At 37.8% G+C, this 25,663-nt stretch carries 27 protein-coding genes; 19 read left to right on the top strand and 8 right to left on the bottom strand.

Features of this window, described 5'->3' with window-relative positions:
* Positions 1-309: 309 nt before the first annotated feature.
* The 5 genes from pdhA (at position 310) to GD441_RS11080 (ending at position 5,766) form a co-directional block, all read left to right on the top strand.
* On the top strand, positions 310-1,422 hold the full coding sequence (gene pdhA / locus GD441_RS11100; protein ID WP_153126507.1) for a pyruvate dehydrogenase (acetyl-transferring) E1 component subunit alpha: 1,113 nt from the start codon (positions 310-312) through the stop codon (positions 1,420-1,422).
* A gap of 3 nt (positions 1,423-1,425) precedes the next feature.
* Complete coding sequence (locus tag GD441_RS11095; RefSeq protein WP_153126506.1) at positions 1,426-2,403, top strand: alpha-ketoacid dehydrogenase subunit beta; 978 nt, start codon at positions 1,426-1,428, stop codon at positions 2,401-2,403.
* Between the two features lie 132 nt (positions 2,404-2,535).
* Positions 2,536-3,840, top strand: coding sequence for a dihydrolipoamide acetyltransferase family protein (locus GD441_RS11090; RefSeq protein WP_153126505.1), 1,305 nt, complete (start codon positions 2,536-2,538; stop codon positions 3,838-3,840).
* 6 nt (positions 3,841-3,846) lie between these two features.
* Complete coding sequence (lpdA, locus tag GD441_RS11085; RefSeq protein WP_153126504.1) at positions 3,847-5,256, top strand: dihydrolipoyl dehydrogenase; 1,410 nt, start codon at positions 3,847-3,849, stop codon at positions 5,254-5,256.
* Between the two features lie 264 nt (positions 5,257-5,520).
* Positions 5,521-5,766, top strand: coding sequence for a hypothetical protein (locus GD441_RS11080; RefSeq protein ID WP_191992163.1), 246 nt, complete (start codon positions 5,521-5,523; stop codon positions 5,764-5,766).
* Positions 5,767-6,048: 282 nt separating this feature from the next.
* On the opposite strand, the gene GD441_RS11075 is transcribed toward GD441_RS11080, so the two are convergent.
* Positions 6,049-6,483, bottom strand: a complete 435-nt coding sequence (locus GD441_RS11075) for a DUF1885 family protein (RefSeq protein ID WP_191992162.1) — start codon at positions 6,481-6,483, stop codon at positions 6,049-6,051.
* A gap of 170 nt (positions 6,484-6,653) precedes the next feature.
* Here GD441_RS11075 and GD441_RS11070 point away from each other — a divergent pair, with 170 nt between their 5' ends.
* Positions 6,654-6,953 (top strand): DUF3055 domain-containing protein, encoded by a 300-nt coding sequence (locus tag GD441_RS11070; RefSeq protein WP_153126502.1) that lies wholly within the window; start codon positions 6,654-6,656, stop codon positions 6,951-6,953.
* Between the two features lie 261 nt (positions 6,954-7,214).
* Positions 7,215-7,334, top strand: a complete 120-nt coding sequence (locus GD441_RS11065; RefSeq protein WP_153126501.1) for a GapA-binding peptide SR1P — start codon at positions 7,215-7,217, stop codon at positions 7,332-7,334.
* Positions 7,335-7,603: 269 nt separating this feature from the next.
* Here GD441_RS11065 and GD441_RS11060 read toward each other — a convergent pair whose 3' ends face one another.
* On the bottom strand, positions 7,604-9,079 hold the full coding sequence (locus tag GD441_RS11060; protein ID WP_153126500.1) for an aminotransferase class I/II-fold pyridoxal phosphate-dependent enzyme: 1,476 nt from the start codon (positions 9,077-9,079) through the stop codon (positions 7,604-7,606).
* 231 nt (positions 9,080-9,310) lie between these two features.
* On the opposite strand from GD441_RS11060, the gene GD441_RS11055 reads away from it, so the two are divergent.
* On the top strand, positions 9,311-10,270 hold the full coding sequence (locus GD441_RS11055) for an NAD(P)H-dependent flavin oxidoreductase (RefSeq protein WP_153126499.1): 960 nt from the start codon (positions 9,311-9,313) through the stop codon (positions 10,268-10,270).
* A gap of 29 nt (positions 10,271-10,299) precedes the next feature.
* Positions 10,300-10,572, top strand: coding sequence for a UPF0223 family protein (locus tag GD441_RS11050; RefSeq protein WP_153126498.1), 273 nt, complete (start codon positions 10,300-10,302; stop codon positions 10,570-10,572).
* A 44-nt stretch (positions 10,573-10,616) separates the two neighbouring features.
* Here GD441_RS11050 and GD441_RS11045 read toward each other — a convergent pair whose 3' ends face one another.
* Entirely contained in the window at positions 10,617-10,781 is a 165-nt protein-coding gene (locus GD441_RS11045) for a DUF1054 family protein (protein WP_225434207.1), read from the bottom strand.
* A 105-nt stretch (positions 10,782-10,886) separates the two neighbouring features.
* Between GD441_RS11045 and GD441_RS11040 the strand changes: the two genes are divergently transcribed.
* Both GD441_RS11040 and GD441_RS11035 read left to right on the top strand, forming a co-directional pair.
* Positions 10,887-11,084 (top strand): hypothetical protein, encoded by a 198-nt coding sequence (locus GD441_RS11040; protein ID WP_153126496.1) that lies wholly within the window; start codon positions 10,887-10,889, stop codon positions 11,082-11,084.
* 253 nt (positions 11,085-11,337) lie between these two features.
* The gene (locus tag GD441_RS11035; RefSeq protein ID WP_153126495.1) at positions 11,338-12,135 is read left to right on the top strand and encodes an inositol monophosphatase family protein; all 798 of its coding nucleotides are present in this window, start codon (positions 11,338-11,340) and stop codon (positions 12,133-12,135) included.
* Positions 12,136-12,573: 438 nt separating this feature from the next.
* On the opposite strand, the gene GD441_RS11030 is transcribed toward GD441_RS11035, so the two are convergent.
* Together GD441_RS11030 and GD441_RS11025 are read right to left on the bottom strand one after the other, a co-directional pair.
* Positions 12,574-13,221 (bottom strand): LysE family translocator, encoded by a 648-nt coding sequence (locus GD441_RS11030; protein WP_153126494.1) that lies wholly within the window; start codon positions 13,219-13,221, stop codon positions 12,574-12,576.
* A gap of 20 nt (positions 13,222-13,241) precedes the next feature.
* The gene (locus tag GD441_RS11025; RefSeq protein WP_153126493.1) at positions 13,242-13,424 is read right to left on the bottom strand and encodes a DUF5325 family protein; all 183 of its coding nucleotides are present in this window, start codon (positions 13,422-13,424) and stop codon (positions 13,242-13,244) included.
* Positions 13,425-13,535: 111 nt separating this feature from the next.
* On the opposite strand from GD441_RS11025, the gene typA reads away from it, so the two are divergent.
* The 3 genes from typA (at position 13,536) to GD441_RS11010 (ending at position 16,055) form a co-directional block, all read left to right on the top strand.
* A complete protein-coding gene (typA, locus tag GD441_RS11020) occupies positions 13,536-15,380 on the top strand; it encodes a translational GTPase TypA (RefSeq protein WP_153126492.1) in 1,845 nt (614 codons plus the stop codon).
* Positions 15,381-15,460: 80 nt separating this feature from the next.
* Positions 15,461-15,754: a YlaH-like family protein gene (locus GD441_RS11015; RefSeq protein ID WP_191992165.1), complete on the top strand. Its 294-nt coding sequence runs from the start codon at positions 15,461-15,463 to the stop codon at positions 15,752-15,754.
* Between the two features lie 13 nt (positions 15,755-15,767).
* Positions 15,768-16,055 carry a hypothetical protein gene (locus GD441_RS11010; RefSeq protein ID WP_153126490.1) on the top strand — a complete coding sequence of 96 codons (288 nt, stop codon included), beginning with the start codon at positions 15,768-15,770 and terminating at the stop codon, positions 16,053-16,055.
* 124 nt (positions 16,056-16,179) lie between these two features.
* Here the strand turns inward: GD441_RS11010 and GD441_RS11005 are convergent, their stop codons facing one another.
* Complete coding sequence (locus GD441_RS11005; protein ID WP_153126489.1) at positions 16,180-16,380, bottom strand: YlaI family protein; 201 nt, start codon at positions 16,378-16,380, stop codon at positions 16,180-16,182.
* A 127-nt stretch (positions 16,381-16,507) separates the two neighbouring features.
* Here GD441_RS11005 and GD441_RS11000 point away from each other — a divergent pair, with 127 nt between their 5' ends.
* Positions 16,508-16,963, top strand: a complete 456-nt coding sequence (locus GD441_RS11000) for a pyridoxamine 5'-phosphate oxidase family protein (protein WP_153126488.1) — start codon at positions 16,508-16,510, stop codon at positions 16,961-16,963.
* Between the two features lie 180 nt (positions 16,964-17,143).
* Here GD441_RS11000 and GD441_RS10995 read toward each other — a convergent pair whose 3' ends face one another.
* Entirely contained in the window at positions 17,144-17,743 is a 600-nt protein-coding gene (locus GD441_RS10995) for a YhcN/YlaJ family sporulation lipoprotein (RefSeq protein WP_153126487.1), read from the bottom strand.
* 193 nt (positions 17,744-17,936) lie between these two features.
* Between GD441_RS10995 and GD441_RS10990 the strand changes: the two genes are divergently transcribed.
* A complete protein-coding gene (locus GD441_RS10990) occupies positions 17,937-19,265 on the top strand; it encodes a PhoH family protein (RefSeq protein WP_153126486.1) in 1,329 nt (442 codons plus the stop codon).
* A 345-nt stretch (positions 19,266-19,610) separates the two neighbouring features.
* Here the strand turns inward: GD441_RS10990 and GD441_RS10985 are convergent, their stop codons facing one another.
* Positions 19,611-20,108, bottom strand: coding sequence for a peptidyl-prolyl cis-trans isomerase (locus tag GD441_RS10985; protein ID WP_153126485.1), 498 nt, complete (start codon positions 20,106-20,108; stop codon positions 19,611-19,613).
* Between the two features lie 200 nt (positions 20,109-20,308).
* Here GD441_RS10985 and GD441_RS10980 point away from each other — a divergent pair, with 200 nt between their 5' ends.
* The 3 genes from GD441_RS10980 (at position 20,309) to pyc (ending at position 25,480) form a co-directional block, all read left to right on the top strand.
* The gene (locus GD441_RS10980; RefSeq protein WP_153126484.1) at positions 20,309-20,590 is read left to right on the top strand and encodes an Fpa/YlaN family protein; all 282 of its coding nucleotides are present in this window, start codon (positions 20,309-20,311) and stop codon (positions 20,588-20,590) included.
* 169 nt (positions 20,591-20,759) lie between these two features.
* Entirely contained in the window at positions 20,760-21,956 is a 1,197-nt protein-coding gene (locus GD441_RS10975; protein WP_153126483.1) for an FtsW/RodA/SpoVE family cell cycle protein, read from the top strand.
* Between the two features lie 80 nt (positions 21,957-22,036).
* A complete protein-coding gene (gene pyc / locus GD441_RS10970; RefSeq protein WP_153126482.1) occupies positions 22,037-25,480 on the top strand; it encodes a pyruvate carboxylase in 3,444 nt (1,147 codons plus the stop codon).
* The last annotated feature ends 183 nt before the right edge of the window (positions 25,481-25,663 follow it).

Genomic DNA, 25,663 nt, shown 5'->3' with positions numbered 1-25,663 from the left:
CAATTTTTATTTTTTTCTTTTTTTTAGTGTTAATGGTGTAAAATTATGAAATATAATAATTGACGTCAATAATATTATTGTTGTACACTGAAAACGAAATAAAGAGTTGTATCATTTTGTTTGTCAAAACAAATAATACAGAAAAAATAAAGCATAAAATGATCATTGAATGTTTTATTAAGGTCTTTTGTGGAAAATTAAAACGAGGCGATCTCTCAGGTGACAATAAGACCAAAATGAATCCTTGGACATGCAACTCCAAAAATTTTTCATTACATTAACCTTTTTTGAAAGGATGAGGTGACTCGAATGGCTTCCAAAGCTAAAGCTCAATTAGATGTAAAGAAACAGCTCAAAAATGTGGAAGATCAATTTCAAACCTTCCAAATTTTGAATGAAGAAGGCGAAGTTGTAAATGAAGCAGCAATGCCTGACTTAACAGATGAACAGCTTCAAGAATTAATGAGACGTATGGTTTATACAAGAATTCTTGATCAGCGTTCTATCTCATTAAACCGTCAAGGACGCTTAGGTTTCTATGCACCAACAGCAGGTCAAGAAGCTTCTCAGCTTGCATCACAATTTGCCTTAGAAAAAGAAGATTTCATTCTTCCTGGATATCGTGATGTACCACAAATGATTTGGCATGGACTTCCTTTATATAAAGCTTTCTTGTTCTCTCGCGGACATTATGAAGGAAACAGAATTCCAGAAGGTGTTAATGTAATATCTCCACAAATTATCATCGGTGCACAGTACATACAATGTGCCGGTGTTGCGCTTGGAATGAAGAAAAACGGTAAGAAGTCTGTTGCGATCACATACACAGGTGATGGCGGTGCATCTCAAGGTGATTTCTATGAAGGAATCAACTTTGCAGGCGCATTCAAAGCTCCGGCTATCTTTATTGTTCAAAACAACCGATTCGCTATTTCTACACCTGTTGAGAAACAATCTGCAGCTAAAACAATTGCTCAAAAAGCTGTAGCTGCTGGTATCCCAGGAATTCAAGTTGACGGAATGGATCCACTTGCAGTATATGTAGCAGTTCGTGAAGCTCGTGAACGCGCTATCAATGGTGAAGGTCCAACATTAATTGAAACATTAACTTACCGTTACGGTCCTCATACAATGGCAGGTGACGATCCAACTCGCTACCGTTCAGCTGAACTTGATAATGAGTGGGAAAAGAAAGATCCTCTAGTTCGTTTCCGTAAATTCTTAGAAAAGAAAAACTTATGGAACGAAGAAATGGAAAATGAAGTAATTGAAAAAGCAAAAGAAGATATTAAAGAAGCAATTAAGAAAGCTGACGAAACTCCAAAACAAAAAGTGACAGATTTAATGAGCATTATGTATGAAGAAATGCCAGCTACCTTAAAAGAACAGTACGAAATTTATAAAGAAAAGGAGTCGAAGTAAGCAATGGCTCAAATGACAATGATCCAAGCAATTACCGATGCCCTTCGCACTGAAATGAAGAGGGACGAAAAAGTTCTAGTATTCGGTGAAGACGTAGGGGTTAACGGCGGGGTATTCCGCGCAACGGAAGGTTTACAGAAAGAGTTCGGTGAAGAGCGCGTATTTGATACACCTCTTGCTGAATCCGGTATTGGCGGTCTTGCAATTGGTCTTGCACTTGAAGGCTTCCGTCCGGTTCCAGAAATCCAATTCTTCGGCTTCGTATACGAAGTAATGGATTCAATAAGCGGACAAATGGCTCGTATGCGTTACCGTTCAGGAGGACGATACAATTCACCAATCACCATTCGTTCTCCATTCGGAGGCGGTGTTCATACTCCTGAATTACACGCAGACAGCTTAGAAGGATTAGTGGCTCAACAGCCTGGTTTAAAGGTTGTTATTCCATCCACTCCTTACGACGCAAAAGGGTTGTTGATCTCTGCAATCCGTGACAATGATCCAGTTATTTTCTTAGAGCACATGAAACTTTATCGTTCCTTCCGTCAAGAAGTGCCAGAAGGAGAATATACAATTCCATTAGGTAAAGCAGATGTAAAACGTGAAGGTACAGACCTATCCATCATTACTTATGGTGCAATGGTTCATGAGTCATTAAAAGCTGCAGAAGAGCTTGCAAAAGAAGGAGTCTCTGTTGAAGTTGTAGACTTACGAACTGTAAGTCCACTTGATATCGAAACAATTATTGCTTCTGTTGAAAAAACAGGACGTGCAATTGTTGTACAAGAAGCTCAAAAACAAGCGGGTATTGCAGCAAACGTAGTAGCAGAAATTAACGACCGTGCAATTCTTAGCTTGGAAGCTCCTGTACTTCGTGTTGCTGCACCTGATACAGTGTATCCGTTCTCTCAAGCAGAACCTGTATGGCTTCCAAACTATAAAGATATTTTAGAAACTGCGAAGAAAGTTCTTAGCTTCTAATCAGATCATGACAGACTGCTGAAAATTCCAGCAACTCGGATTTTTCAGCAGCTTCCATATATATGTTGCATATAATCATTTCACTTAAGAACGGTTCGATTTGATGAATGGAAAAATAGGAGGTTGGATGACTTGAGTTTCCAATTTAGATTACCGGATATCGGTGAAGGTATCCATGAAGGTGAAATCGTAAAATGGTTTGTCAAGCCTGGTGATAAAGTTCAAGAAGACGATGTACTTTGTGAAGTACAAAACGATAAAGCAGTAGTTGAAATTCCTTCTCCAGTTGCAGGTACAGTTGAAGAAATAAAAGTGGAAGAAGGTTCAGTTGCAGTTGTTGGTGACGTATTAGTTACTTTTGACGCTCCTGGATACGAAAACCTTAAATTCAAAGGTGATCACGACGAAGAAGAAAAGAAAGAAGAGCAAGCTCCTAAAGCTTCTGAAGAAACAAAAGCAGAAACAGTTGCTGAAGCTCAAGAAGAAGTTGACCCTAACCGTCGTGTAATCGCAATGCCGTCTGTACGTAAGTATGCTCGTGAAAAAGGTGTAGATATCCGTTTAGTTACAGGTTCTGGAAAAAATGGCCGTGTATTAAAAGAAGATATTGATGCATTCCTAAATGGAGGAAACAAGCCAATTGAAGCTCCTCAAGCTCAAGAAACAGTTCAAGCTGAGCCTAAAGCAGAAGAGAAAGAAACAAAAGCAGCTGCTGTGACAATTCCAGAAGGTGAATTCCCTGAAACTCGTGAAAAAATGAGCGGTATTAGAAAAGCAATCGCAAAAGCGATGGTTAACTCTAAGCATACAGCTCCTCACGTAACATTAATGGATGAAGTGGATGTAACGAAGCTAGTTGCTCATCGCAAGAAGTTCAAGGAAGTGGCAGCGCAAAAAGGAATCAAGCTTACTTTCTTACCTTATGTCGTGAAAGCATTAACAAGTGCATTGCGTGAATTCCCAGCGTTAAACACATCAATCGATGATGAAGCAAACGAAATTATTCACAAGCACTACTACAACATTGGTATTGCAGCAGACACTGAAAAAGGTCTACTTGTTCCTGTTGTGAAAAATGCTGATCGCAAATCTATTTTTGCTATTTCTAATGAAATCAATGAATTGGCAACAAAAGCTCGTGAAGGCAGACTAGCTCCTAATGAAATGAAAGGTGCTACTTGCACAATCACAAACATTGGTTCAGCAGGTGGACAATGGTTTACTCCTGTTATCAACCATCCTGAAGTTGCCATTTTAGGTATTGGTCGTATTGCAGAAAAAGCTATCGTGCGTGACGGTGAAATTGTTGCGGCTCCAGTATTAGCTCTTTCTCTAAGCTTCGACCACCGTATCATAGACGGTGCGACAGCACAAAACGCATTAAACCACATTAAGCGTTTATTGAACGATCCAGAATTATTATTAATGGAGGCGTAATCAAAAATGGTAGTAGGCGATTTTCCAATCGAAACTGATACTCTCGTCATTGGTGCTGGTCCTGGTGGATATGTAGCAGCAATCCGTGCTTCTCAACTAGGACAAAAGGTAACAATCGTAGAAAAAGCAAATCTTGGTGGAGTTTGCTTGAATGTTGGATGTATTCCTTCTAAAGCATTGATTTCTGCTGGTCACCGATATGAGCATGCTGTACATTCATCTGATATGGGTATTACAGCTGAAAATGTAAAGGTTGACTTTTCAAAAGTTCAAGCATGGAAAGCAGGAGTCGTTAAAAAATTAACTAGCGGTGTTGAAGGTCTATTAAAGGGAAACAAAGTAGACATCGTTCGCGGTGAAGCTTACTTTGTTGATGAAAACACTGTACGTGTGATGGACGATAACTCTGCGCAAACATACAAATTCAAAAATGCCATTATTGCAACAGGTTCAAGACCAATTGAACTACCTGCATTTAAATTTTCTAAGCGCGTTCTTGATTCTACTGGAGCCTTGAATCTTCAAGAAATTCCACAATCTCTTGTTGTAATCGGTGGCGGATACATCGGTACTGAGCTTGGCGGAGCATATGCTAATTTCGGTACGAAGGTTACAATTTTGGAAGGCATGGATGATATTCTTAGCGGATTTGAAAAGCAAATGTCTGCCATTGTTAAGAAGAACCTAAAGAAAAAAGGTGCTGAAGTTGTAACAAAAGCATTGGCAAAAGGCGTAGAGGAAACGGAAAACGGCGTAATTGTTACGTATGAAGTAAATGGTGAAGAAAAGAAAGTGGAAGCTGATTACGTATTAGTAACAGTAGGTCGACGTCCTAATACGGATGAGCTTGGCCTCGAGCAAGTAGGTATTAAGCTTACTGACAGAGGTTTAATTGAAATTGATAAACAATGCCGTACTAGTGTTAAAAACATCTACGCAATTGGCGATGTTGTTGTAGGACCTCCTCTAGCTCATAAAGCATCTTATGAAGGTAAAATTGCAGCCGAAGCAATTGCAGGCCATTCTTCTGAAATCGACTACCTTGCTATTCCTGCTGTTGTATTCTCTGATCCAGAATTAGCATCAGTTGGATACACTGAAAAACAAGCAAAAGAAGAAGGTATTGAAGTTAAGGCAGCTAAATTCCCATTTGCAGCGAATGGTCGAGCACTTGCTCTTAACAACACAGATGGCTTCATGAAGCTTGTAACACGTAAAGAAGACGGCCTTGTAATTGGTGCACAAATTGCGGGTCCTGGTGCTTCTGACATGATCGCTGAATTAGGTTTAGCTATTGAAGCGGGTATGACAGCTGAAGATATTGCTATGACAATTCACGCTCATCCAACTTTAGGTGAAATTACAATGGAAGCTGCAGAAGTAGCATTAGGAAACCCAATCCATATCGTAAAATAATGAAAGAAATCCCTCTACATATTTTGTGGAGGGATTTTTGTATCTAAAATCGTTCTATTATAAAACATTACTACCATCTTAATATGAAATTCAATAGCATCATATTATTTGTATTCAAGCATATAATGAGATTTACTAGTATGGTAAATCCTTTGTAAATTCTTTTGAAAATGGACATGTTATATAAAGCAAAAAAGAAGGTTCATGTCATAGTAACTTGTTTGTTTTGAAGAGACTTTTCAATATGAAGGTGAGTGAACAAACTTGAAAAATTATGTAGTATTTCTTTTTCAATTAATGGTTTGGAGCGGTTATACACTCGCGGAATGGCTCTCACAACACGACCGCCTTCTTTTTAAAGTCATTATGTTTATTGTGTTTTTAAATGTTGCCGTATTTATTGGAAAAAAAGTATTGAATTCCAACCTAAAAACGTTTCTCGTTACTTTGATCAGTTTAACTACATACAGCGTCATCCAGCTTGTGCTTACAACGTTCGGACCACTGTAAAATTTTTCAAATTTGACTATAATCATAGATGTATTAAAAACACTTTGCATGATAGGCCCTGGACGAAAGACGCTCTTGAAAAGATTGTTAAAGGTTTTCAGGCAAAAGGATATGAAATACTGGATCCTAAGCAAATTGAAACGCCAATTTAAAAAGCGAAGGCAAACTGTGCCTTCGCTTTTCTTGCACATAGGAAAGTATAAAATCTTCCTATGTTCATTAGTGCAACTTCGCCTCTGTCCCTCGCCTTTGTAAGACTCGTCAATCGGCGAGTTTTCTTTATTACTTTCTTGGATAATCATACATGATTCTTCCGTTAAAGAGATGTAGTTCACCCTTTAGTTTTTTGGACAAATATTTACAAAACTCATTGGCTTTGTTTTTATCTCCGTATGTAGATGTCTCAGCAAGAGTGATTTGTATATAGGTCTGAATTCTTTCTTGATTTTCTTCATCCACTATTTTTTCTTGGTCGACTCCAAATAATATGACATTGTAACGGTCAACGTTAGATTGAAGATAGAACCAGCGACCTTTTCCTTCAGGAGTCTCTTTAATTTCGTAAGGAAAAGCAGTTTCTCCGTAATTCCAACTTAATTGATGACCAGTTTTTGTGGTGTTTTCTTTATATTCTTTAAGAAGCCCTTTTATTTCATCCACAGTAATGGTTTGCTGTGCAGAGCCGGGCACAAGCTTGATATATGCCGTTTCAGACACGATGTCCTCATCCCCTTCCCATGAGATACCCTCTTTGTTTCCGTTTTCATTCTAGCATTCTCTGAAAGTAAAAAACAATGCATATATATAAAATATAATAAAAACTTGCATAAAAGTATTTTTTGAATTATAATAAAATTCTAACTATTTCAAACAAAGGAGGAAGAATCATGGAACTATTCGAAAAGCTGTATGACGAGTATGAAAAAGTGAAGGTAAGATTCGTCGGATTTACCACCAATGACACTCGATATGATTTTGGCATTGTTTACACGAACATGTTTTTTGGTAAACCGTTAGTAGTTTGCATGCAGACTGGTCGTTCTACCCTCCTAGATTCTAAAGATATAGACGATTTAGATTATTTGAAGAGTGTTTTCAGTATTTCGTCTATCGAACAAGCGGCAGATCTAGCTGAGTTTTTTAAGGAATCTCTTCCAGAAATTCCATTCCAATCACAGTATGAATAATTTTCCTATTGAAAAGAGGGCGAAAAGCTCTCTTTTTGTATATAATAAAATAATGTCATACTAATTCGTAATAATGTAGAGAAAATAACATATAATACTAATTAATAGTAAAGTATAATGAGAATGTACAATAAAATTAAACTAAAATTGTTAAATGTTACATACAATATAGGGTTGATTTTTATAATGTGTTATATTATTATTAACTTACAAGATAATTATTAAAGCGTTTTCAAAATAACGCGTAAAGGAGTCTGAATAATGGGAACTATTGTATGTCAATCTTGCAACAGCACTATTGATACTTATGAGGATGAAAAAGTAACGGTCCTTTATTCGAAATGTGATGGCTGTCATACAGATTCTAAGGAAGAGAAATAGTATAAAAAGAAAAATTTATTAGAATATGAAAGAGCTGAACCTGTTCTTAGGATTCAGCTCTTTTTGTTAATCGTATTTCTATTGCTGCTAGCTTCAACCGCCAGCTAGTCGGGTATAATAACCTCCCCCTGTGCGTCCAAAGCATCCTAGGGGGAGAGCATTGCTATGACTAGGTAAGGAATGTTACAGCTTTGCAAGGAAATTATTTAGTTGCTTAAGGACGTCTACGTTCCTTTAGCTAGGAGTTTTCCACATTTCTTCTTTATTCCTTATAGGATAGCTTTATGCTCTTTTATGACGCGTAAATATTTAAAGTCACAATCTTCAGGGCCTTGTACTGGAAGTCCTGCTTCAATGTTTTTCTCAATGTAAATTAAGTTTTCTTTCGTGATGATTTCTCCAGGAATAAAAATTGGTATTCCTGGCGGATACACCATGATAAATTCTGCTATAATACGTCCAGCAGATTCATGGAAAGGCACAAGCTCTGTTTCTGAATAGAATGCATCGCGCGGTGATAGTGCCAAAACAGGAATGGTCGGTAATAAAACCTTTGTGTCAATTGGATGTTCACTTTTATAAGATTGGAATTCATCCGCTAAATCTTTAAGAGCAGAAATGAGTAAATCTGCTTCTCTCTTTGTATCTCCAGGCGTAACGATACACAAGATGTTATACAAGTCGGAAAGCTCAACCTCTATATTATGTTTTTCACGGAGCCACTTTTCAGCATCATATCCTGTGATTCCCAAAGCTTTAATTGAAATGATTAGTTTTGTTGGATCATAGTCAAAAGTAGCTTTGCTACCGAGTATTTCTTTTCCGACACAATAAAGATCTTTAATTTTGTTCACTTCGCTACGAATATAATTGGATAATTCGATGGTTTTGTCTATTAGTTCTTTTCCTTCTGTTGCCAACCTTTTTCTTGCAACATCAAGTGAAGCTAACAACAGATAGGAGGTAGACGTAGTAGTTAGCATGCTAAGAATGGCCTGCACGCGTTTATGGGACACCAAACCTTCCTTCACATTTAGAATGGAGCTTTGTGTCATGGAGCCACCAAGTTTATGAACACTTGTTGCAGCCATATCGGCTCCTGCCTGCATAGCGGAAAGAGGAAGATCATCATGGAAATGAATGTGTACGCCATGCGCCTCATCCACTAGAACAGGTACAGAATAAGAATGAGCTATTTCAACAATTCTCTTTAAATCTGCACTTATACCAAAATACGTGGGATTAATGACAAGTACACCTTTAGCATCCGGATGCTTTTTTAAAGCTCTTTCTACCGCATCAGGAGTGATTCCGTGTGAAATTCCCAAATTTTTGTCCACTTCAGGATGAATAAAAATGGGTACTGCACCCGAAAAAACGATCGCAGACATAACGGATTTGTGAACATTTCTAGGCACAATGATTTTATCTCCAGGTCCGCAAACTGTCATGACCATTGTCATAATCGCTCCGCTCGTTCCTTGGACGGAAAAGAACGTATGATCAGCACCAAAAGCTTCAGCAGCAAGATCTTGTGCTTTTTTAATCATTCCTTTTGGCTGATGTAAATCATCTAAAGGTGCAATATTAATCAAGTCAATCGACAAAGCATTTTCCCCTATAAAATCTCTGAACTCCGGGTCGATTCCATTCCCTTTTTTATGTCCAGGAATATGGAATTGAACGGGGTTTCTTTTAGCATGTTCTATTAAACCTGTAAACAGGGGTGTTTCATATTGTGACAATTCTCTAACACCTCTTTATTCATGAAGTAAAAATACAAAAACAAATGAATTATAACACTTATATGTAACTATGTATAGAGATTTTACTAAACTCGTTGTCTTATTCATGATTGACTTTTTTCATGGGTAAACGTCTTGTTTTTTCTGGTGCTTGAATGGAATTTTTTATAAACTGAAGGAAACAACTTGAAGGAACAGCTTGATAATTATTTTGGGATGGGAGAGATCAGTATGAATTGGGAAACAAGAATTACTAAGCTTTTGGGTATTGAATATCCGATTATTCAAGGAGGGCTTGCACATTTGGCCTATTCTGAATTGGCAGCTGCAGTATCTAATGCTGGGGCACTCGGACAAATTACTGCCATGTCTCTCGAATCACCGGAAAAATTACGGGAAGAGATTCGAAAAGTTCGAACTTTAACAAAAAAGCCTTTTGGTGTCAATTTTGCTATTGGACAGCATGGTAGACCGTTCGAGCACTTTGTGAATGTAGCTCTTGAAGAAGAGGTAAAGGTTGTAACTGTTACCGGTGGGAACCCAGCTTCGTTTTTTAAAATGTTCGAAGGAACGGATGTGAAAAAGCTTGTATTGGTGGCTGCAAAAAGACAAGCGCAAAAAGCAGAAGAGTTAGGAGCAGATGCCGTAATGGTTGTTGGTCAAGAAGGTGGAGGTCACTTAGGACGGGATGATGTTGGAACAATGGTTCTCGTACCTCAAGTGGTGGATGCTGTCTCGATTCCTGTTGTAGCATCTGGAGGAATTGGAGACGGCCGGGGGTTAATGGCGGCCTTATGCTTAGGGGCAGAGGGGATTGAAATGGGAACACGTTTTATTGCAACAAAAGAATGTGTTCATGCACATGATTTATATAAAACAGCTCTCTTAAATGGATCAGAAAGTGATACAGTAGTAATTAAGCGCTCTTTAGGTGCTCCAGCACGAGCAATCTCAAACAGTTGGACATCAAAAATTTTAGAGCTTGAAAAAGGGAATGCTGGATATGAAGAGCTAAAGGATTATATTAGCGGTAAGGCTAATAAGAGGTATATTTATGATGGAAATGAAAACGAAGGCTTCGGCTGGGCAGGGCAAGTAATGGGATTAATCAAAGATGTTCCTTCCGTCCAAGAATTACTGAGTAGAATGATTACAGAAGCTGAAGGAATAAGAAAAAAGTGGTCAAATTAATCACTGCATTGTAACTGGAGGATGATAGAATGGATTATCAATATCCGATCGATTTAGATTGGTCAACAGAAGAAATTATTGATGTAATAAATTTTTATGAATGCGTTGAAAGAGCCTATGAGAAAGGGATACAAAGAGGCAAGCTCATGGCAGCGTATAGACGTTTCAAAGAAATTGTTCCTGGAAAGGCTGAGGAAAAGAAGATTTTTAACGAATTTGAGGAAGTAAGCGGGTATTCGTCTTATCGAACTGTAAAAAAGGCCAAAGAAACAAATGAGAATGACGTAATAATAAAAATGTAATGACAAAAGCGCCAACAGATCGTATTGGCGCTTTCGATTTTTAGTTAAACAAATGCTACCTTTAATTTATACAAAGGTAGTAGTTTTACAAATACATCATGGAAGGTAGAAATCAAATCTTCACCCGACATAGAAATAATTTTATCGCGATGAATTTGGATACTGCACAGAATTTCAGCTTTTTTAACAGTTTGCAGTCGTTGCAACATATCATAGGTTTTTACCCAAAATAGTTGCAGTTTATTAGATAAAGCCATATGATAAATGGAATAAAGTCTGAAAATTAAGTGAATTATTAGGAAGGGGTGTCTGATTTGAAACAAGTCATTAACTATGTATCAAAAGTGAAGGAAATAGAAAAACATCGAACAGCTGTATTAAGAATGGAAATGGACTACGAACTGGCTACACTTTTTGAAGCGATTCATGAACATGACGATAAGAAAAAGAATCAATGCAAACAAAAACTAGAGCGCATCCGTCTTGAACTATTACGGTTAAAAGCACTGTAAGAAAAGCATGTTTCATGGGAGACGAAATCAATTTTATGTATATAAATAGGATCTTAATTGTAAATGATAATACTTGACAGGCTAAGGTAAGAATTAACCGAGGTCTGTCTTTTATTTCATAAAGACTATAATTTGGAAAAAACTAAAGTATTTCACTTGAAAGTGGGTTCTAGATTCGATAATCTTGTTAATAATTGCTAATATTTATGTAATAAAAATTGCGCTGTCAAAAATTATTAATGGAGGGAACGCCATGTCTAATCAGAATTGGAAAGAAATCGATACATATGCAAAAAAATGGGTAAAAGAAGCAGGGAAACGGCTAAAAACCTCCTTTCAAGAAAAACTTACCATCCAGGTGAAGAGTAACCCAAATGATTTAGTAACGAATATGGATAAATGGACAGAAAAATATTTGTTGGAAAACATTCAAGCGCATTTTCCGGAACATAAAATATTAGGCGAAGAAGGAAGCGGTCATGAATTAGAGAAGCTTGATGGAATTGTGTGGATTATAGACCCAATTGATGGTACGTTAAACTTTATTCATCAACAAAGAAATTTTGCCATTTCTATAGGAATTTTTGAAGATGGTGTTGGTAAAATAGGAATCATTTATGATGTAGTTCATGATGAGCTATATCACGCTATAAAAGGGGAAGGGGCTTATTTAAATGATCATAAGCTACCCCAATTAAAAAAGGTGAGCGTGGAAGAAAGTATTGTTGGCATAAATGCTGCATGGATTTTGAAAAATAAAGTGATCGACCCTTCTAAGTTACTTACGTTAGTTCATGATGTAAGAGGAACTCGTTCATATGGATCAGCAGCTATTGAGCTTGCCAATGTTGCAGCGGGGCGAATCGATGCGTATATTACAATGAGGCTGGCTCCTTGGGACTTTGCAGGTGGAGCGGTTTTAGTGGAGGAAGTTGGTGGAGAGGTAACGGACTTATTTGGTAAGCCTTTGGACTATTTAAAAGGGGGTTCGGTTTTTGTTTCAAAACCAGGGCTGCATGAGGAAATTCTTGAAAAATATATTAACCATTAAAAAACTACTTATCTCCTTTTCAGTGTATAGACAAGCCTAGGATTCAAATCTTTGATTTAAATCCTAGGCTTGTCTATTTTTTTGGTACATTGCTTTTTCATTCTGTGTTCAGTTTTGACAATATGTAAAGATTTAAATCAATTCTTTACCTGATTCTTGATTATAGTTATTTATCCAAATATATGAAGAATATATTTTTTTTGCGAGAATATATTTTTACAACGAAAAAAAGGAGGTTATAACAGTGAAAAATGAGCCTAAATATTTCACAAATCGGAAATCATATAGACCCTTCCATAGCCCATTCGATCCTTGTAAACAAACCAATTTATTGGTTAAGTTTCCCAATAAGAGCTTTTATGTACAGGGGAACATAAAACCTAACAACCAAGAAATAAATACTAGTAAAAGTTTAAAAGCCGATTATCTCGGCTTTTTTTATTTGATGAATATTAAATTTATTATGGACAAAGTGCCAAAAACAATGATGATTAACCCTGAAACTTTGTTGACCCATGAAAGCATGTTCGTATTGAACCTATCTTTTAATAAGCCTACGATAATACTCAGTGTTAGCCACCAGAAAGCGGAACCGACAAACACTCCAATAACTAAGTACAATGCAGAAAAGCTTTCTCCCATAGAATTTTCAATGCCTAAACCTGCAAATACACCTAAAAAGGACATGATGGTCATAGGATTAGAAATGGTCAATAAAAAGACAGAAAAATATGATGTAAATAATGTGCTTCCATTTGCTTTTGCAGACTCTTTGGCAGGATTGGAACGGAATATTTGAACTCCTAAGTAGCACAAAAAAAGACCTCCGAAAGCTTGTAAAATGAACTGTTGATCAAGAAGGAAATTCATTATAAAGGTTAATCCAAAGCCAGCAATCAGTCCATATATTGCATCAGCAGTAGCTGCACCCAACCCTGAAAAAAAACCGTATAGCCTACCGTATGCGATTGTTCGACGAATGCATAAAATTCCAATCGGACCAACCGGAGCAGCAATTGAAAAACCAAGAATCAATCCCTTTAAAAGTATGAACACTGATGATGTATCTTTTCGTCTTTTTACCATAAAAAGGTATTGCTAAATAATTATAGCTTCCCTTTTTCACGGTATTTTTTTTTCATTGAAAATCCGAACCCCATTACTGCAACTAAAGCGATCAGTGAAGCTAATAGCCCGAGTATGCTTCTTTCACCAACAGCAATTCCTGCTCCCATCATACAGGCTGCAGCTAAGAAAGCAAGGAATAAAAATAGCCCTTTTCCATTCATCTTCATCACCTCATGTAAACATTGTATATAATTTGATTGGTCGTTTCTACAGTGATTATGATATAATATATAGGTTAATCGCAAGGAAAAACAATTTAGGAGTGAAAATGCTTGAATTTTCGTAAAGACATTCGCAATATCGCGATCATAGCCCACGTTGACCATGGTAAAACAACGCTGGTAGATCAATTGTTAAAACAATCAGGTACTTTCCGTGCAAACGAACAAGTAGCTGAAAGAGCCATGGACTCCAATGATCTTGAGAGAGAACGTGGAATTACCATTCTCGCAAAAAATACAGCTGTACAATATAAAGATACTAAAATTAACATTTTGGATACCCCGGGGCACGCAGATTTCGGCGGTGAAGTAGAGCGTATCATGAAAATGGTTGATGGTGTACTTTTAGTAGTCGATGCGTATGAAGGATGTATGCCACAAACACGATTCGTTCTAAAAAAAGCTTTAGAACAAAATCTGACACCAATTGTTGTAGTAAATAAAATTGACCGAGATGCTGCCAGACCTGAAGAAGTAGTGGATGAAGTAATCGATTTGTTTATTGAATTGGATGCATCAGAAGAACAGCTTGAATTTCCAGTTATATATGCATCAGGTATAAATGGTACGGCTAGCACAAGCCCTAATCCGGCTGATCAAGAAGAAACAATGGCACCACTATTTGATGCCATTATCGAACATATCCCTGCACCGGTTGATAATCGTGAAGAGCCATTACAGTTCCAAGTTGCTCTACTTGACTACAATGACTACGTAGGTCGTATCGGAATTGGTCGTGTTTTCCGAGGAACGATGAAGGTCGGCCAACAGGTTGCTCTCATGAAGTTGGATGGTTCAGTAAAACCGTTCCGTGTTACTAAAATCTTCGGTTTTATTGGTTTAAAACGAGTTGAAGTTGAAGAAGCCGTTGCTGGTGACTTAGTTGCAGTATCTGGAATGGAGGACATCAATGTTGGTGAAACGGTATGCCCAATTGATCATCAAGAACCGCTGCCTGTTCTTCGAATTGATGAGCCAACATTGCAAATGACATTTTTAGTAAATAACAGTCCATTTGCAGGTCGTGAAGGAAAGTATGTGACAGCAAGAAAAATTGAGGAGCGTCTTCGTCTGCAATTGCAAACAGACGTTAGCTTACGAGTAGAAGAAACGGATTCCCCTGACGCGTGGATTGTTTCGGGTCGTGGTGAATTACATTTATCAATCCTAATCGAAAATATGAGACGAGAGGGCTATGAGCTTCAGGTTTCAAAGCCAGAAGTTATTGTCCGTGAAATTGATGGAGTACGATGTGAGCCTGTGGAACGAGTACAAATTGATGTCCCTGAAGAGCATACAGGAGCGATAATGGAATCCATTGGGGCTCGTAAAGGCGAAATGGTGGACATGATCAATAACGGAAATGGCCAAGTACGTCTTATTTTCCTAGTTCCTGCGCGCGGTTTAATCGGGTATTCCACAGAATTTCTTACATTAACTCGTGGATACGGAATATTGAATCATACGTTTGACAGCTATCAGCCAATGGCACCAGGTCAAGTAGGGGGTCGTAGACAAGGTGTTCTTGTGTCGATGGAAAATGGTAAGGCTACACAATATGGTATTATGCAAGTAGAAGACCGTGGTGTTATTTTCATCGAACCTGGTACAGAAGTTTATGAAGGGATGATTGTTGGAGAGCACAATCGTGAAAATGACTTGACGGTAAATGTAACGAAAGTGAAACAAATGACCAATATGCGCTCTGCAAATAAGGATCAAACCACTACCATGAAAAAGCCGCGTATTATGTCATTGGAAGAAGCACTTGAATACTTGAATGATGATGAATATTGCGAAGTTACACCTGAATCCATCCGCTTACGAAAGAAAATTTTGGATAAAAACGAGCGTGAACGTATTGCGAAAAAGAAAAAATATGCTGAAATGAGTTAATAAGTCTAGGATCTTTGCCTATAAGTTCAGATTTCATTATTTCGGGAAAGTAGGGGAAATAGTTGGATGTTTTAGAACGGATGACTTTTTTTGCTTCCTTGTTTAAAGTTCATGAAAACCCAGAGAGAGGCATGTGGATACTTTACCTTACCATTATCGTGTTGTCAGTTATTGTTTATAATCTTGGTTTCGCAAAAAAATTGCCCCTATTGAAAAATGTGGTGATTTATGTATGTTTAGCTTTGGGATGTACGATCCTGACATTTTTTGCAGTATTTTTGCCGGTTACGGAAGGCCTCCTGCTTGCAGCGATCTTTTTGGGGCTATATAAGCTTCGATTAAGGTCCCACAAAAAAGAACAGCAAGCAGAATAAGGGGGAAGCGTATATGAGATCTCTTCAGGATGCATTGTATAACTGGCTGACGATTAAGGTAGTGGTTGATGCTCGACCAGATGATCAGGCCGCATTGGATACCGTTCAATTATTTGAATCCATTTTGCGGGACGATTATCAGGTAGAAGTAGTAGATATTTCTAAGGATGACATGATGTATTATGTAACGTATACTCAAGCTGGGGAAAAAAAATCAACTCGATTTCCGATTGAATTGATCGACGTTATGTTAAACCAAATAAATGAACATCCGGAACGCTATCGCAATTTTCCTATATAAAAAAACGAGCAGTCCTGTATGAGACTGCTCGTTTTTCAATAAATGGTTTGAAGTTTCCTCAAATTATCATAAGAAAGATGAGTAAACCATCCATAGCAAAAGGTCATGTAGAATGGGTATCTCTTTACCAATCCTCTTCTTTACATATCGGTTTATAAAAGCGGAATTTGCCAGAACTCAATCTTTCCTTCGTTCTTTGTTCGATTCTTTCGTGGCATGGCTGACACATGTATGTATGGATTGGACGATTCCTCAGTCTCTTAGCGAGAAAAGAATCGCTTTCAATTTTCTCTATTTTATCGCATAAAACACATTTTACTCGCATAAAACACCCCTACATTAAGAAAGTATAAAGATAGTATAACAGAAATATGAAGGATTAGAATATTTGAAAGAGGATCGAAGCTTGCATATACTATTTATGAGGAAAAATTTCTCTAAGGAGGAACAGAATGGCTAATATCGTTGAACCAAAATTAATCCAGCCTTTATTCGATGTTTTACAAAAAGAGCATTATGTTATTTTAGCAACAGTTGATCATGAAACAAGTGGTCCAAATGTAAATGCTATTTCCTGGACATTGGCTAAAGATGATGAAACGATTTATTTTGCAGTAGATAATCGCTCCCGAATTATTGAAAACATTAAAAAGAATCATCATGCAGTGATTACTTTAATAGCGAATGAATCGACTTATTCGATCTCTGGTACAGCTACAGTGAAAGCAGAAAAGCTTCAAGGAGTTCCATTAAAGTTGGCACTAGTAGAGCTGAAAATTAAAGAAGTGCGTGATGTCATGTTTTATGGTTCAAAAATTGTGGTAGAACCACAATATGACAAAACATATGATAAAAATGCCGCTGCAAAACTAGACGCCCAAGTTATGGATGCGATGAGAAATTCATAATACTGAAAAGAGGCTATCCTTTATAGGTTTAACTTTACACTCCAGATTGTAAAGATAGGGATTGATCTTCTCGGACAGACTCTTCATTATTTATTGATGATCAACCATAACCTTAAACAGTGCTTTAGTTAGTCAAAAAAAAATGTGCGCTGCAACCGTTGCAGTGCACATTTTTATATCTTATTTCTTATGATGATTAGATTGCTCCTGTTGTTCTTTATTTAGCTCTCTGCTTTCTTTTGGATTTAATTCTTCCTTCGGTTGTTCTGTTGCTTTTGATGGGATCGGCTGCAAAATTTCTCCTGGGATTTCCGGCATTAGTCTTCCAGCAATATCAGCCAACTCATTCATAATTCCTTCTATTGGTTTTCCTGCTTGAATGTCTTCTGAGATTTCATCAATACGAGCTTTTATATCAGGATCTGCAACAATGATCGATCTTGCTCCATATGGATCGTGCTTTAAGCTTTCTGCGACTGAATATTTGATTGAGCCGACTTGTGATCTCTCCACATCTCCATCAATATCGATACCGACAAGGGCATATGGTCCTAAAACAATCGCAGTCGCATCATGTACATGTGGAAGTCTAACTGCCAATTGAACCAATCGTTTTGCTACTTTTTCTCCAGTTTTTCGATCCACGTCCTCAATGACTGAGTTTTTTACGTTCATAATTTTCTGTTCTGCTTGATTTTTTTGTTCTGCTACCTGATCTTTATGCATTTGACATCCACCAAGAATCATGAATGTAATGAAAATGACTAATCTGTGCTTCATCATGTCCTCCTTGCTGTAACTTAGCTGGCTACATGGTGTTTTTCTTTTCTAGTCTGCAAATGTTCTTCTATCTTTATTCATATGCACATATATTTTAGCAACAGTCCCGTCCATTACATAAGCTAAATAAAGAATCAAATGCTTTAATGAGCGTGGATTCCAACATTCAGACTTTTCGGCAGGGGGCGTCACATTGGGGAAAATATATGTTTTAGATACCAATGTCTTGTTACAAGATCCATATTCAATTTTTTCTTTTGAAGATCATGAAGTGGTAATTCCAGCGGTCGTGTTAGAGGAAGTCGATTCAAAAAAAAGGTACATGGATGAAGTGGGGCGAAATGCGAGGCAGGTATCAAAGCTTATTGACAGTCTTCGAGAAATAGGTAAATTGCATGAAAAAATCCCTCTCCATAATGGAGGCTTTCTAAGAATAGAATTAAATCATCGTTCTTTTCATCAGCTTCAAGAAATATTTGTAGAAAAGACAAATGATAATCGAATACTTGCAGTAGCAAAAAATTTGTCCTTAGAAGAAGAAACAAAGGAAAATGGCAGGCAAGTCATTCTAGTCAGTAAGGATACATTAGTACGGGTAAAAGCAGATGCAATAGGACTCATTGCAGAAGATTTTCTGAACGATCGTGTCGTTGTAATTGATGATATATATGCTGGTTTTTTGGAAATATATTTACAGAAGGAGAGGTTAGATACTTTTTACGAAAAAAATGAACTTCAACTTGCTGATATTTCCAACCATTCATTTTATCCGAATCAATTTTTAATTATGCGTGATGTTCTTGGAGGCTCTTCTTCAGCGGTAGGTATGGTAGATTCTGCTGGGAAAAAAGCAAAAAAGCTAGTGTTTGACAACGAACATATTTGGGGCATTAAAGCGCGAAATGTTCAACAAATGATGGCAATGGAGCTGTTATTAAGACAGGATTTGCCCTTAGTTACATTAATTGGCAAAGCCGGGACAGGCAAAACTCTACTCGCATTAGCAGCGGGACTTATGCAGACAGAAGATTTAAGACGCTTTAAAAAGCTTCTTGTAGCACGTCCGATCGTTCCAGTTGGAAAAGACATCGGATTTTTGCCAGGTGAAAAGGAAGAGAAATTAAAACCGTGGATGAAACCAATTTATGATAATCTTGAGTATTTATTTAATACAAAAAAACCTGGAGAGCTCGATGCAATTTTAGCTGGAATGGGGTCAATCGAAGTCGAAGCACTAACGTATATTCGTGGACGTAGCATTCCTGAACAATTCATCATTATTGATGAGGCACAAAATTTGACGAAGCATGAAGTAAAGACGATATTGACTAGGGTTGGGGAGCGAAGCAAAATTGTGTTAATGGGGGACCCAGAACAAATTGATCACCCCTATCTGGATGAATATAACAACGGGTTGACATATGTCGTAGAAAAATTCAAGGATCAAGCAATTGCAGGGCATATAAAATTAATTAAAGGAGAAAGATCGGGGCTAGCGCAGCTGGCGGCTAATATTCTTTAACGAAAAACCTCTCCCTTAGGTATATCCTATAAATACAAAAGGAAAAGGGGCAGTTTTAAGCAATCTGCCCCTCAGACTGTTGACAAACGCTCGCATTCATCGTCACGAACCCTCCTCCGGTGCTCATTACCATCTAGGGTAACTCCGCTCCTCGCACGGGTTCGTTCCTCGACTGACAAGCGTTTTCAATCAGTCTGAATGCGCTTAATGTATACTTTGTCTACAAATATAAGGGGCAGTTTTAAGTAATCTGCCCCTATATAGTGAGAGGTAATACATTTTTTCCTCTGTGAAGTCTTTTGGACTTCTACTTTAAAGACCATTCAGTTCTAGGCAGACCCTATCCTACTCGATTTCAAACGCTTTTACATTTTTTATAGGGTGCTTTCGGTTGCTTCCATCCTTCAAATATAAATGGACAGGTCCATCTTCCTTTAGAGGCTTACCATCTCTAGAAAAACATAGGATGAAATTTTCAGCTTCTTTAAGTTGGAAGGTATGTGCCCCTTCGGTTGTGATTACTTTTATGATAGTAGCCTCTTCTGCTGGGGAAGCATTCTTTAAAAAATGGTGAAAAGAGATCCCAAAAGTACCATTCAATACTTGTTGTTTTTTAAAAACCTTTTCCGTTTTTAATGTAGGAGGAACAATAGCACCCTCCCTGATTTCTCTGTCCCAATGCTCTGAAACCGCTTTAGTGTATGATTCTAAATCATCTGTTACTATTTTCTCATTTGAGAAGAATTCATGAAGCTCTTTTTTTCTGTCGTCAAAAATCCAGACTCCCGGATCTAGTGTGATTGGAAATTTTACCTTTCCTTTTAGTAAAATGATGTTTTCCATTCTGAATTTCCCCCGTATTCATAGCAATTGGCTTAAGTTTTGCATAGTAAAAGTATAGCGGTTTTTGTAATGGGGTAGCAAATAATTTAAAAATATGTATTCCCGAATATATTGTCCCATAATTTCTTGCATTTTTAAATTATTAAGGTTAAAATTTAAAGATAGATTGGTTAATCGCTCTGAAATGGGGGATTTTAGATATGACTTCAGAAATGCTAGTGAATCATCGTGAGCGTGCATTGACGCTATTAAAAGCGGATGCAGAAAAAATACTTAAGTTGATTAAAGTTCAAATGGATAATTTGACCATGCCGCAATGTCCTCTTTACGAAGAGGTGTTAGATACACAAATGTTCGGCCTTTCCCGTGAAATAGACTTTGCCGTCCGTTTAGGCTTAGTGTATGAAGATGAAGGGAAAGTCCTTCTTGATAAGCTGGAAAGAGAATTGTCTGCTCTTCATGAAGCTTCTCTGAAAAAATAATAGGTACATGAACTCAAACGATTACTTTAATTGTTTGAGTTTTTTTAAATATATTTTCAAAATAGTTTTATTGTGATATACTATTTTTACGAATAGGTTATACTAATAAAATTAATATTATGGTATAAACGTAAATTAGTATAATACTATTTGGTTAGGAAGTTTTATTATGGTGAAAAAAATAATTAAATCCTATGATTATTCGTTGATTGCAGTCATTTTTGTACTTAGCCTTTTTGGACTCGTCATGATCTATAGTGCAAGTATGATTATGGCTCCTGCAAGATTTGAACTGCCCAGTGATTATTTTTATCAAAAACAAAAAGTACATATGATACTAGCTCTCATTGCTTTTCTTGTTACTGCACTCATTCCATATAAAGTGTATCAATTCAAACAAGTTCTTGTTTTCATTTTTTTCGGTTCCATTGCTGTGTTAGGTGCGCTTTTTGTTTTTGGCCATGTAGCAGGGAATGCGCAAAGCTGGTATAAACTCGGAAGTAGAAGTCTTCAGCCTGCAGAATTTATCAAGCTAGGTGTCATCATTTACTTATCAGCCGTTTATGCGAAGAAGCAGCATTACATAAACAACTTTAACGTGGGAGTTATTCCGCCTCTTCTCTATTTGGTTGTCGTTTGCGGCTTGATTGTTTTGCAGCCGGACATTGGGTCAGCTGCAATCATTTTTTTGATTGCATTAACCATCATTTTAAGTTCGGGAATGAATGGTAAGACCATTGCAAAACTTTTTGGAGTGATGTTTATCATATTGCTTTTAGTAAGTCCGTTTTTTTTGTTAAAAAAGGACTCTATTTTTACTGAAGAACGAATGGGGAGAATATACAGTTTTCTTGATCCTTTTGCTTATGAAGAAAAAGAAGGATATCAGCTCGTCAACTCCTATTTGGCAATTGGGTCCGGAGGATTGAAAGGCGTAGGACTGGGTGAAAGTGTACAAAAGTATGGCTATTTACCAGAGCCTCATACGGATTTTATTATGGCAATTATTTCTGAAGAGCTTGGTGCAGCTGGAGTGCTGTTTGTCCTTTTTTGCTTGAGCTTCATTGTACTTAAAGGGCTTAGAGTGGCAGCAATATGTAAAGATCCTTTCGGCAGCTTGTTAGCAATTGGGATCTCAAGTATGATTGGGATCCAATCATTTATTAACTTAGGAGGGATGACTGGCATTATTCCCCTAACAGGTGTAACGTTGCCTTTTGTCAGCTACGGAGGCTCATCGCTGCTGCTTTTAGGATTAGCAGCAGGTATGCTAGTCAACGTATCTATGTTTACAAATTATGATAAGAATTACCGGTCTCAAATCAAACCAATTCAACAAGATTCAAATGTAAAAGGATTCAGATGAAAAACTGGTTGTGGAAGGAGTAAGACAAACTTGCTCCTTTTAACTAATATATTTTGATATAGACAAAGAGGGTGTTATTATTGCAGAGGAAAATTAAGAAGGTATTGGCAGCAAACCGCGGAGAAATCGCCATCCGCGTATTTCGAGCGTGTACTGAGCTGAATATTCGCACTGTTGCGATTTATTCGAAAGAAGATTCTGGTGCTTATCATCGCTTTAAAGCAGATGAAGCATACCTAGTGGGAGAAGGAAAAAAACCGATTGATGCCTATTTGGACATAGAAGGGATCATTGAGATTGCTAAAAACAGTGGTGTAGATGCTATTCATCCTGGATATGGATTTCTGTCAGAAAACATTCATTTTGCCAGAAGATGTGAAGAAGAAGGCATTATTTTTATTGGACCGGAAACAAAGCATTTAAATATGTTCGGTGATAAAGTAAAGGCGCGCACTCAAGCTGAGCTTGCTGAAATACCTGTTATCCCTGGAAGCGACGGTCCAGTAAACGGCTTAGAGGATGTTGTAAGATTCGGGAAGGAGCATGGATTTCCAATCATCATTAAGGCAGCTCTTGGCGGCGGCGGTAGAGGTATGCGTATCGTTAACAGCATTGAAGAAGTGAAAGAAGCGTTCGAACGTGCCAAGTCAGAAGCGAAGGCAGCTTTTGGAAATGATGAGGTTTATGTAGAAAAACTTATTCAAAACCCTAAGCATATAGAAGTCCAAATCTTAGGTGATTACGCAGGAAACATCGTGCATTTGTATGAAAGAGACTGTTCTGTTCAGAGAAGACATCAAAAGGTAGTCGAGGTAGCACCTTCCGTTTCATTGTCTGATGAGCTGAGGACTCGTATATGTGAGGCTGCTGTAAAGCTAATGAAGAATGTTGATTATGTGAACGCCGGTACAGTAGAGTTTTTGGTATCAGGTGATGACTTTTATTTTATTGAGGTAAACCCGCGTGTTCAAGTAGAGCATACGATCACGGAAATGGTGACAGGTATTGATATCGTTCAATCTCAAATTTTGATTGCAGAAGGGCACGAACTTCATAGTAATGAAATTGGGATTCCGAAGCAGGAAGATATAAAGACGCATGGATTCGCTATTCAGTCCCGTGTTACGACAGAAGACCCATTAAACAACTTTATGCCTGATACCGGAAAAATTATGGCCTATCGTTCTGGAGGTGGATTCGGAGTCCGACTTGATGCAGGAAACGCATACCAAGGTGCGGTCATTACTCCTTATTATGATTCTCTGCTAGTGAAATTGTCTACATGGGCATTAACATTTGATCAAGCTGTAAGGAAAATGGTCAGAAACTTAAGGGAATTCCGAATTCGAGGTATTAAAACAAATATACCATTCTTAGAAAATGTCGTTTTGCATGATAAGTTCAGAACAGGTCAATACGATACTTCGTTTATTGATAATACTCCGGAACTGTTTATTTTTCCTAAACGTAAGGACAGAGGAACAAAGATGTTGTCTTACATCGGGAATGTAACGATTAATGGCTTCCCTGGAGTGGAAAAGAAGAAAAAACCGGTTTTCGATAAACCTAGAATTCCTCATCTTCCTCATGATATGGAGTATACTGCAGGTACGAAGCAAATATTAGACGATCGTGGAGCAGACGGCTTGGTTCAATGGATCAAAGAACAGAAAGAAGTATTAATAACGGACACTACTTTTAGAGATGCGCACCAATCTCTACTTGCTACACGTGTAAGAACAACAGATTTGCTCCATATTGCAGAACCGACTTCGAAAATGCTGCCAAACCTATTCTCTATGGAGATGTGGGGAGGAGCAACTTTTGATGTGGCATATCGCTTTTTAAAGGAAGATCCATGGGAAAGACTCCTTTCTTTAAGAGAAAAGATGCCAAATATTTTATTTCAAATGCTGTTTAGAGGATCAAACGCAGTAGGCTATAAAAATTATCCAGACAATGTAATCCGTGAATTTGTAAAGCTTTCTGCTGAGGCAGGAATCGATGTATTCCGAATTTTTGATAGTTTGAATTGGATAAAAGGAATGGAAGTAGCGATCGACGCAGTTAGGAAAACTGGAAAAATAGCTGAGGCTGCCATTTGCTATACGGGTGACATAAATGACCCGACGAGAATTAAATACAATCTCGAATACTATAAAAAATTGGCAAAAGAATTAGAAAATCAAGGAGCCCATATTTTGGCCATAAAAGATATGGCGGGATTACTTAAACCTGCGGCCGCCTACAGACTCATTTCCGAATTAAAAGATACCGTATCAATTCCGATCCATCTTCACACACATGATACATCTGGAAACGGAATTTTAACCTATGCCAAAGCTGTTGAAGCCGGTGTTGATATTGTAGACACTGCTTTAAGTTCGATGGCTGGCTTAACTTCCCAACCAAGTGCCAATACACTATATTATGCCTTGGAGAACTCAGAGCGGAAGCCAAATATAGACATACAATCACTTGAAAAGCTCTCTTATTACTGGGAAGACGTCCGTAAATATTATCGTGATTTTGAGAGTGGTATGTTTTCTCCGCATACAGAAGTTTACCAGCATGAGATGCCTGGTGGTCAATACAGTAATCTTCAACAGCAGGCTAAGGGAGTCGGTTTAGGAGACAGATGGGAAGAAGTAAAGGATATGTATCGTCGGGTGAACCATCTGTTTGGAGATATTGTCAAGGTCACTCCTTCTTCAAAAGTAGTCGGTGATATGGCGCTCTTTATGGTTCAAAATAATCTATCAGAGCAAGATGTTCTTGAAAAAGGAGAAACGATTGATTTTCCTGATTCGGTTGTTGAATTTTTTGAAGGCTATTTGGGACAGCCTGAGGGAGGATTTCCGAAAGATCTTCAAAGGGTGATCCTAAAAGGGAAACAGCCATTAACTGTTCGACCTGGTGAACTCTTAGAGGATGTGGATTTTGAAAAAATTAAAGAAGAGTTGCACAAAGAAATTGGCAGAGAAGTAACGGATTTTGATGCGATCGCCTATGCACTTTATCCTAAGGTTTTCTTGGAGTATATTAAAACGATTGAACTATATGGAGATATGTCAACCTTAGATACTCCAACCTTCATATACGGAATGAGATTAGGTGAAGAAATTGAAGTGGAAATTGAGACAGGAAAAACACTTATTGTGAAGCTAGTCTCAATCGGGCAACCTAACCCCGATGGTACAAGAGTATTGTATTTTGAATTGAACGGTCAGCAGCGTGAAGTCGTAATTAAGGATGAAAGCATTAAATCATCTGTAGTCTCTAAGGTGAAGGCAGATTTGAAGAATGAGTCACATATCGGTGCTACGATGCCTGGTACTGTCATAAAAGTACTCGTAGAAAAAGGGGAAAAGGTGAAAAAAGGAGACCATCTCCTCATTACGGAAGCTATGAAGATGGAAACGACAGTCCAAGCACCGTTTACCGGAGTCATTAAAGATATTCATGTCGTAAACGGTGAAGGAATCCAAACGGGTGACTTACTGATTGAAATAGTGAAGGGTTAAAAAGAGAAAGGAAGCTGTTCTTTAAACAGCTTCCTTTTTTTGGGTGCGCCCGGCATGGGTGTAATCTATAGGGTGAGAGTCCCGAACTGCGAAGGCAGAAGTAGCAGTTAGCTTAACGCAAGGGTGTCCGCGGTGACGCGGAATCTGAAGGAAGCGAGCGGCAAACTTCCGGTCTGAGGAACA

It is taken from the genome of Peribacillus tepidiphilus (assembly GCF_009466385.1).
GTDB lineage: Bacteria > Bacillota > Bacilli > Bacillales > DSM-1321 > Bacillus_BN > Bacillus_BN tepidiphilus.
Note: the sequence above shows the minus strand (reverse complement) of the source record. Positions and strands in the feature narration are given on the sequence as shown.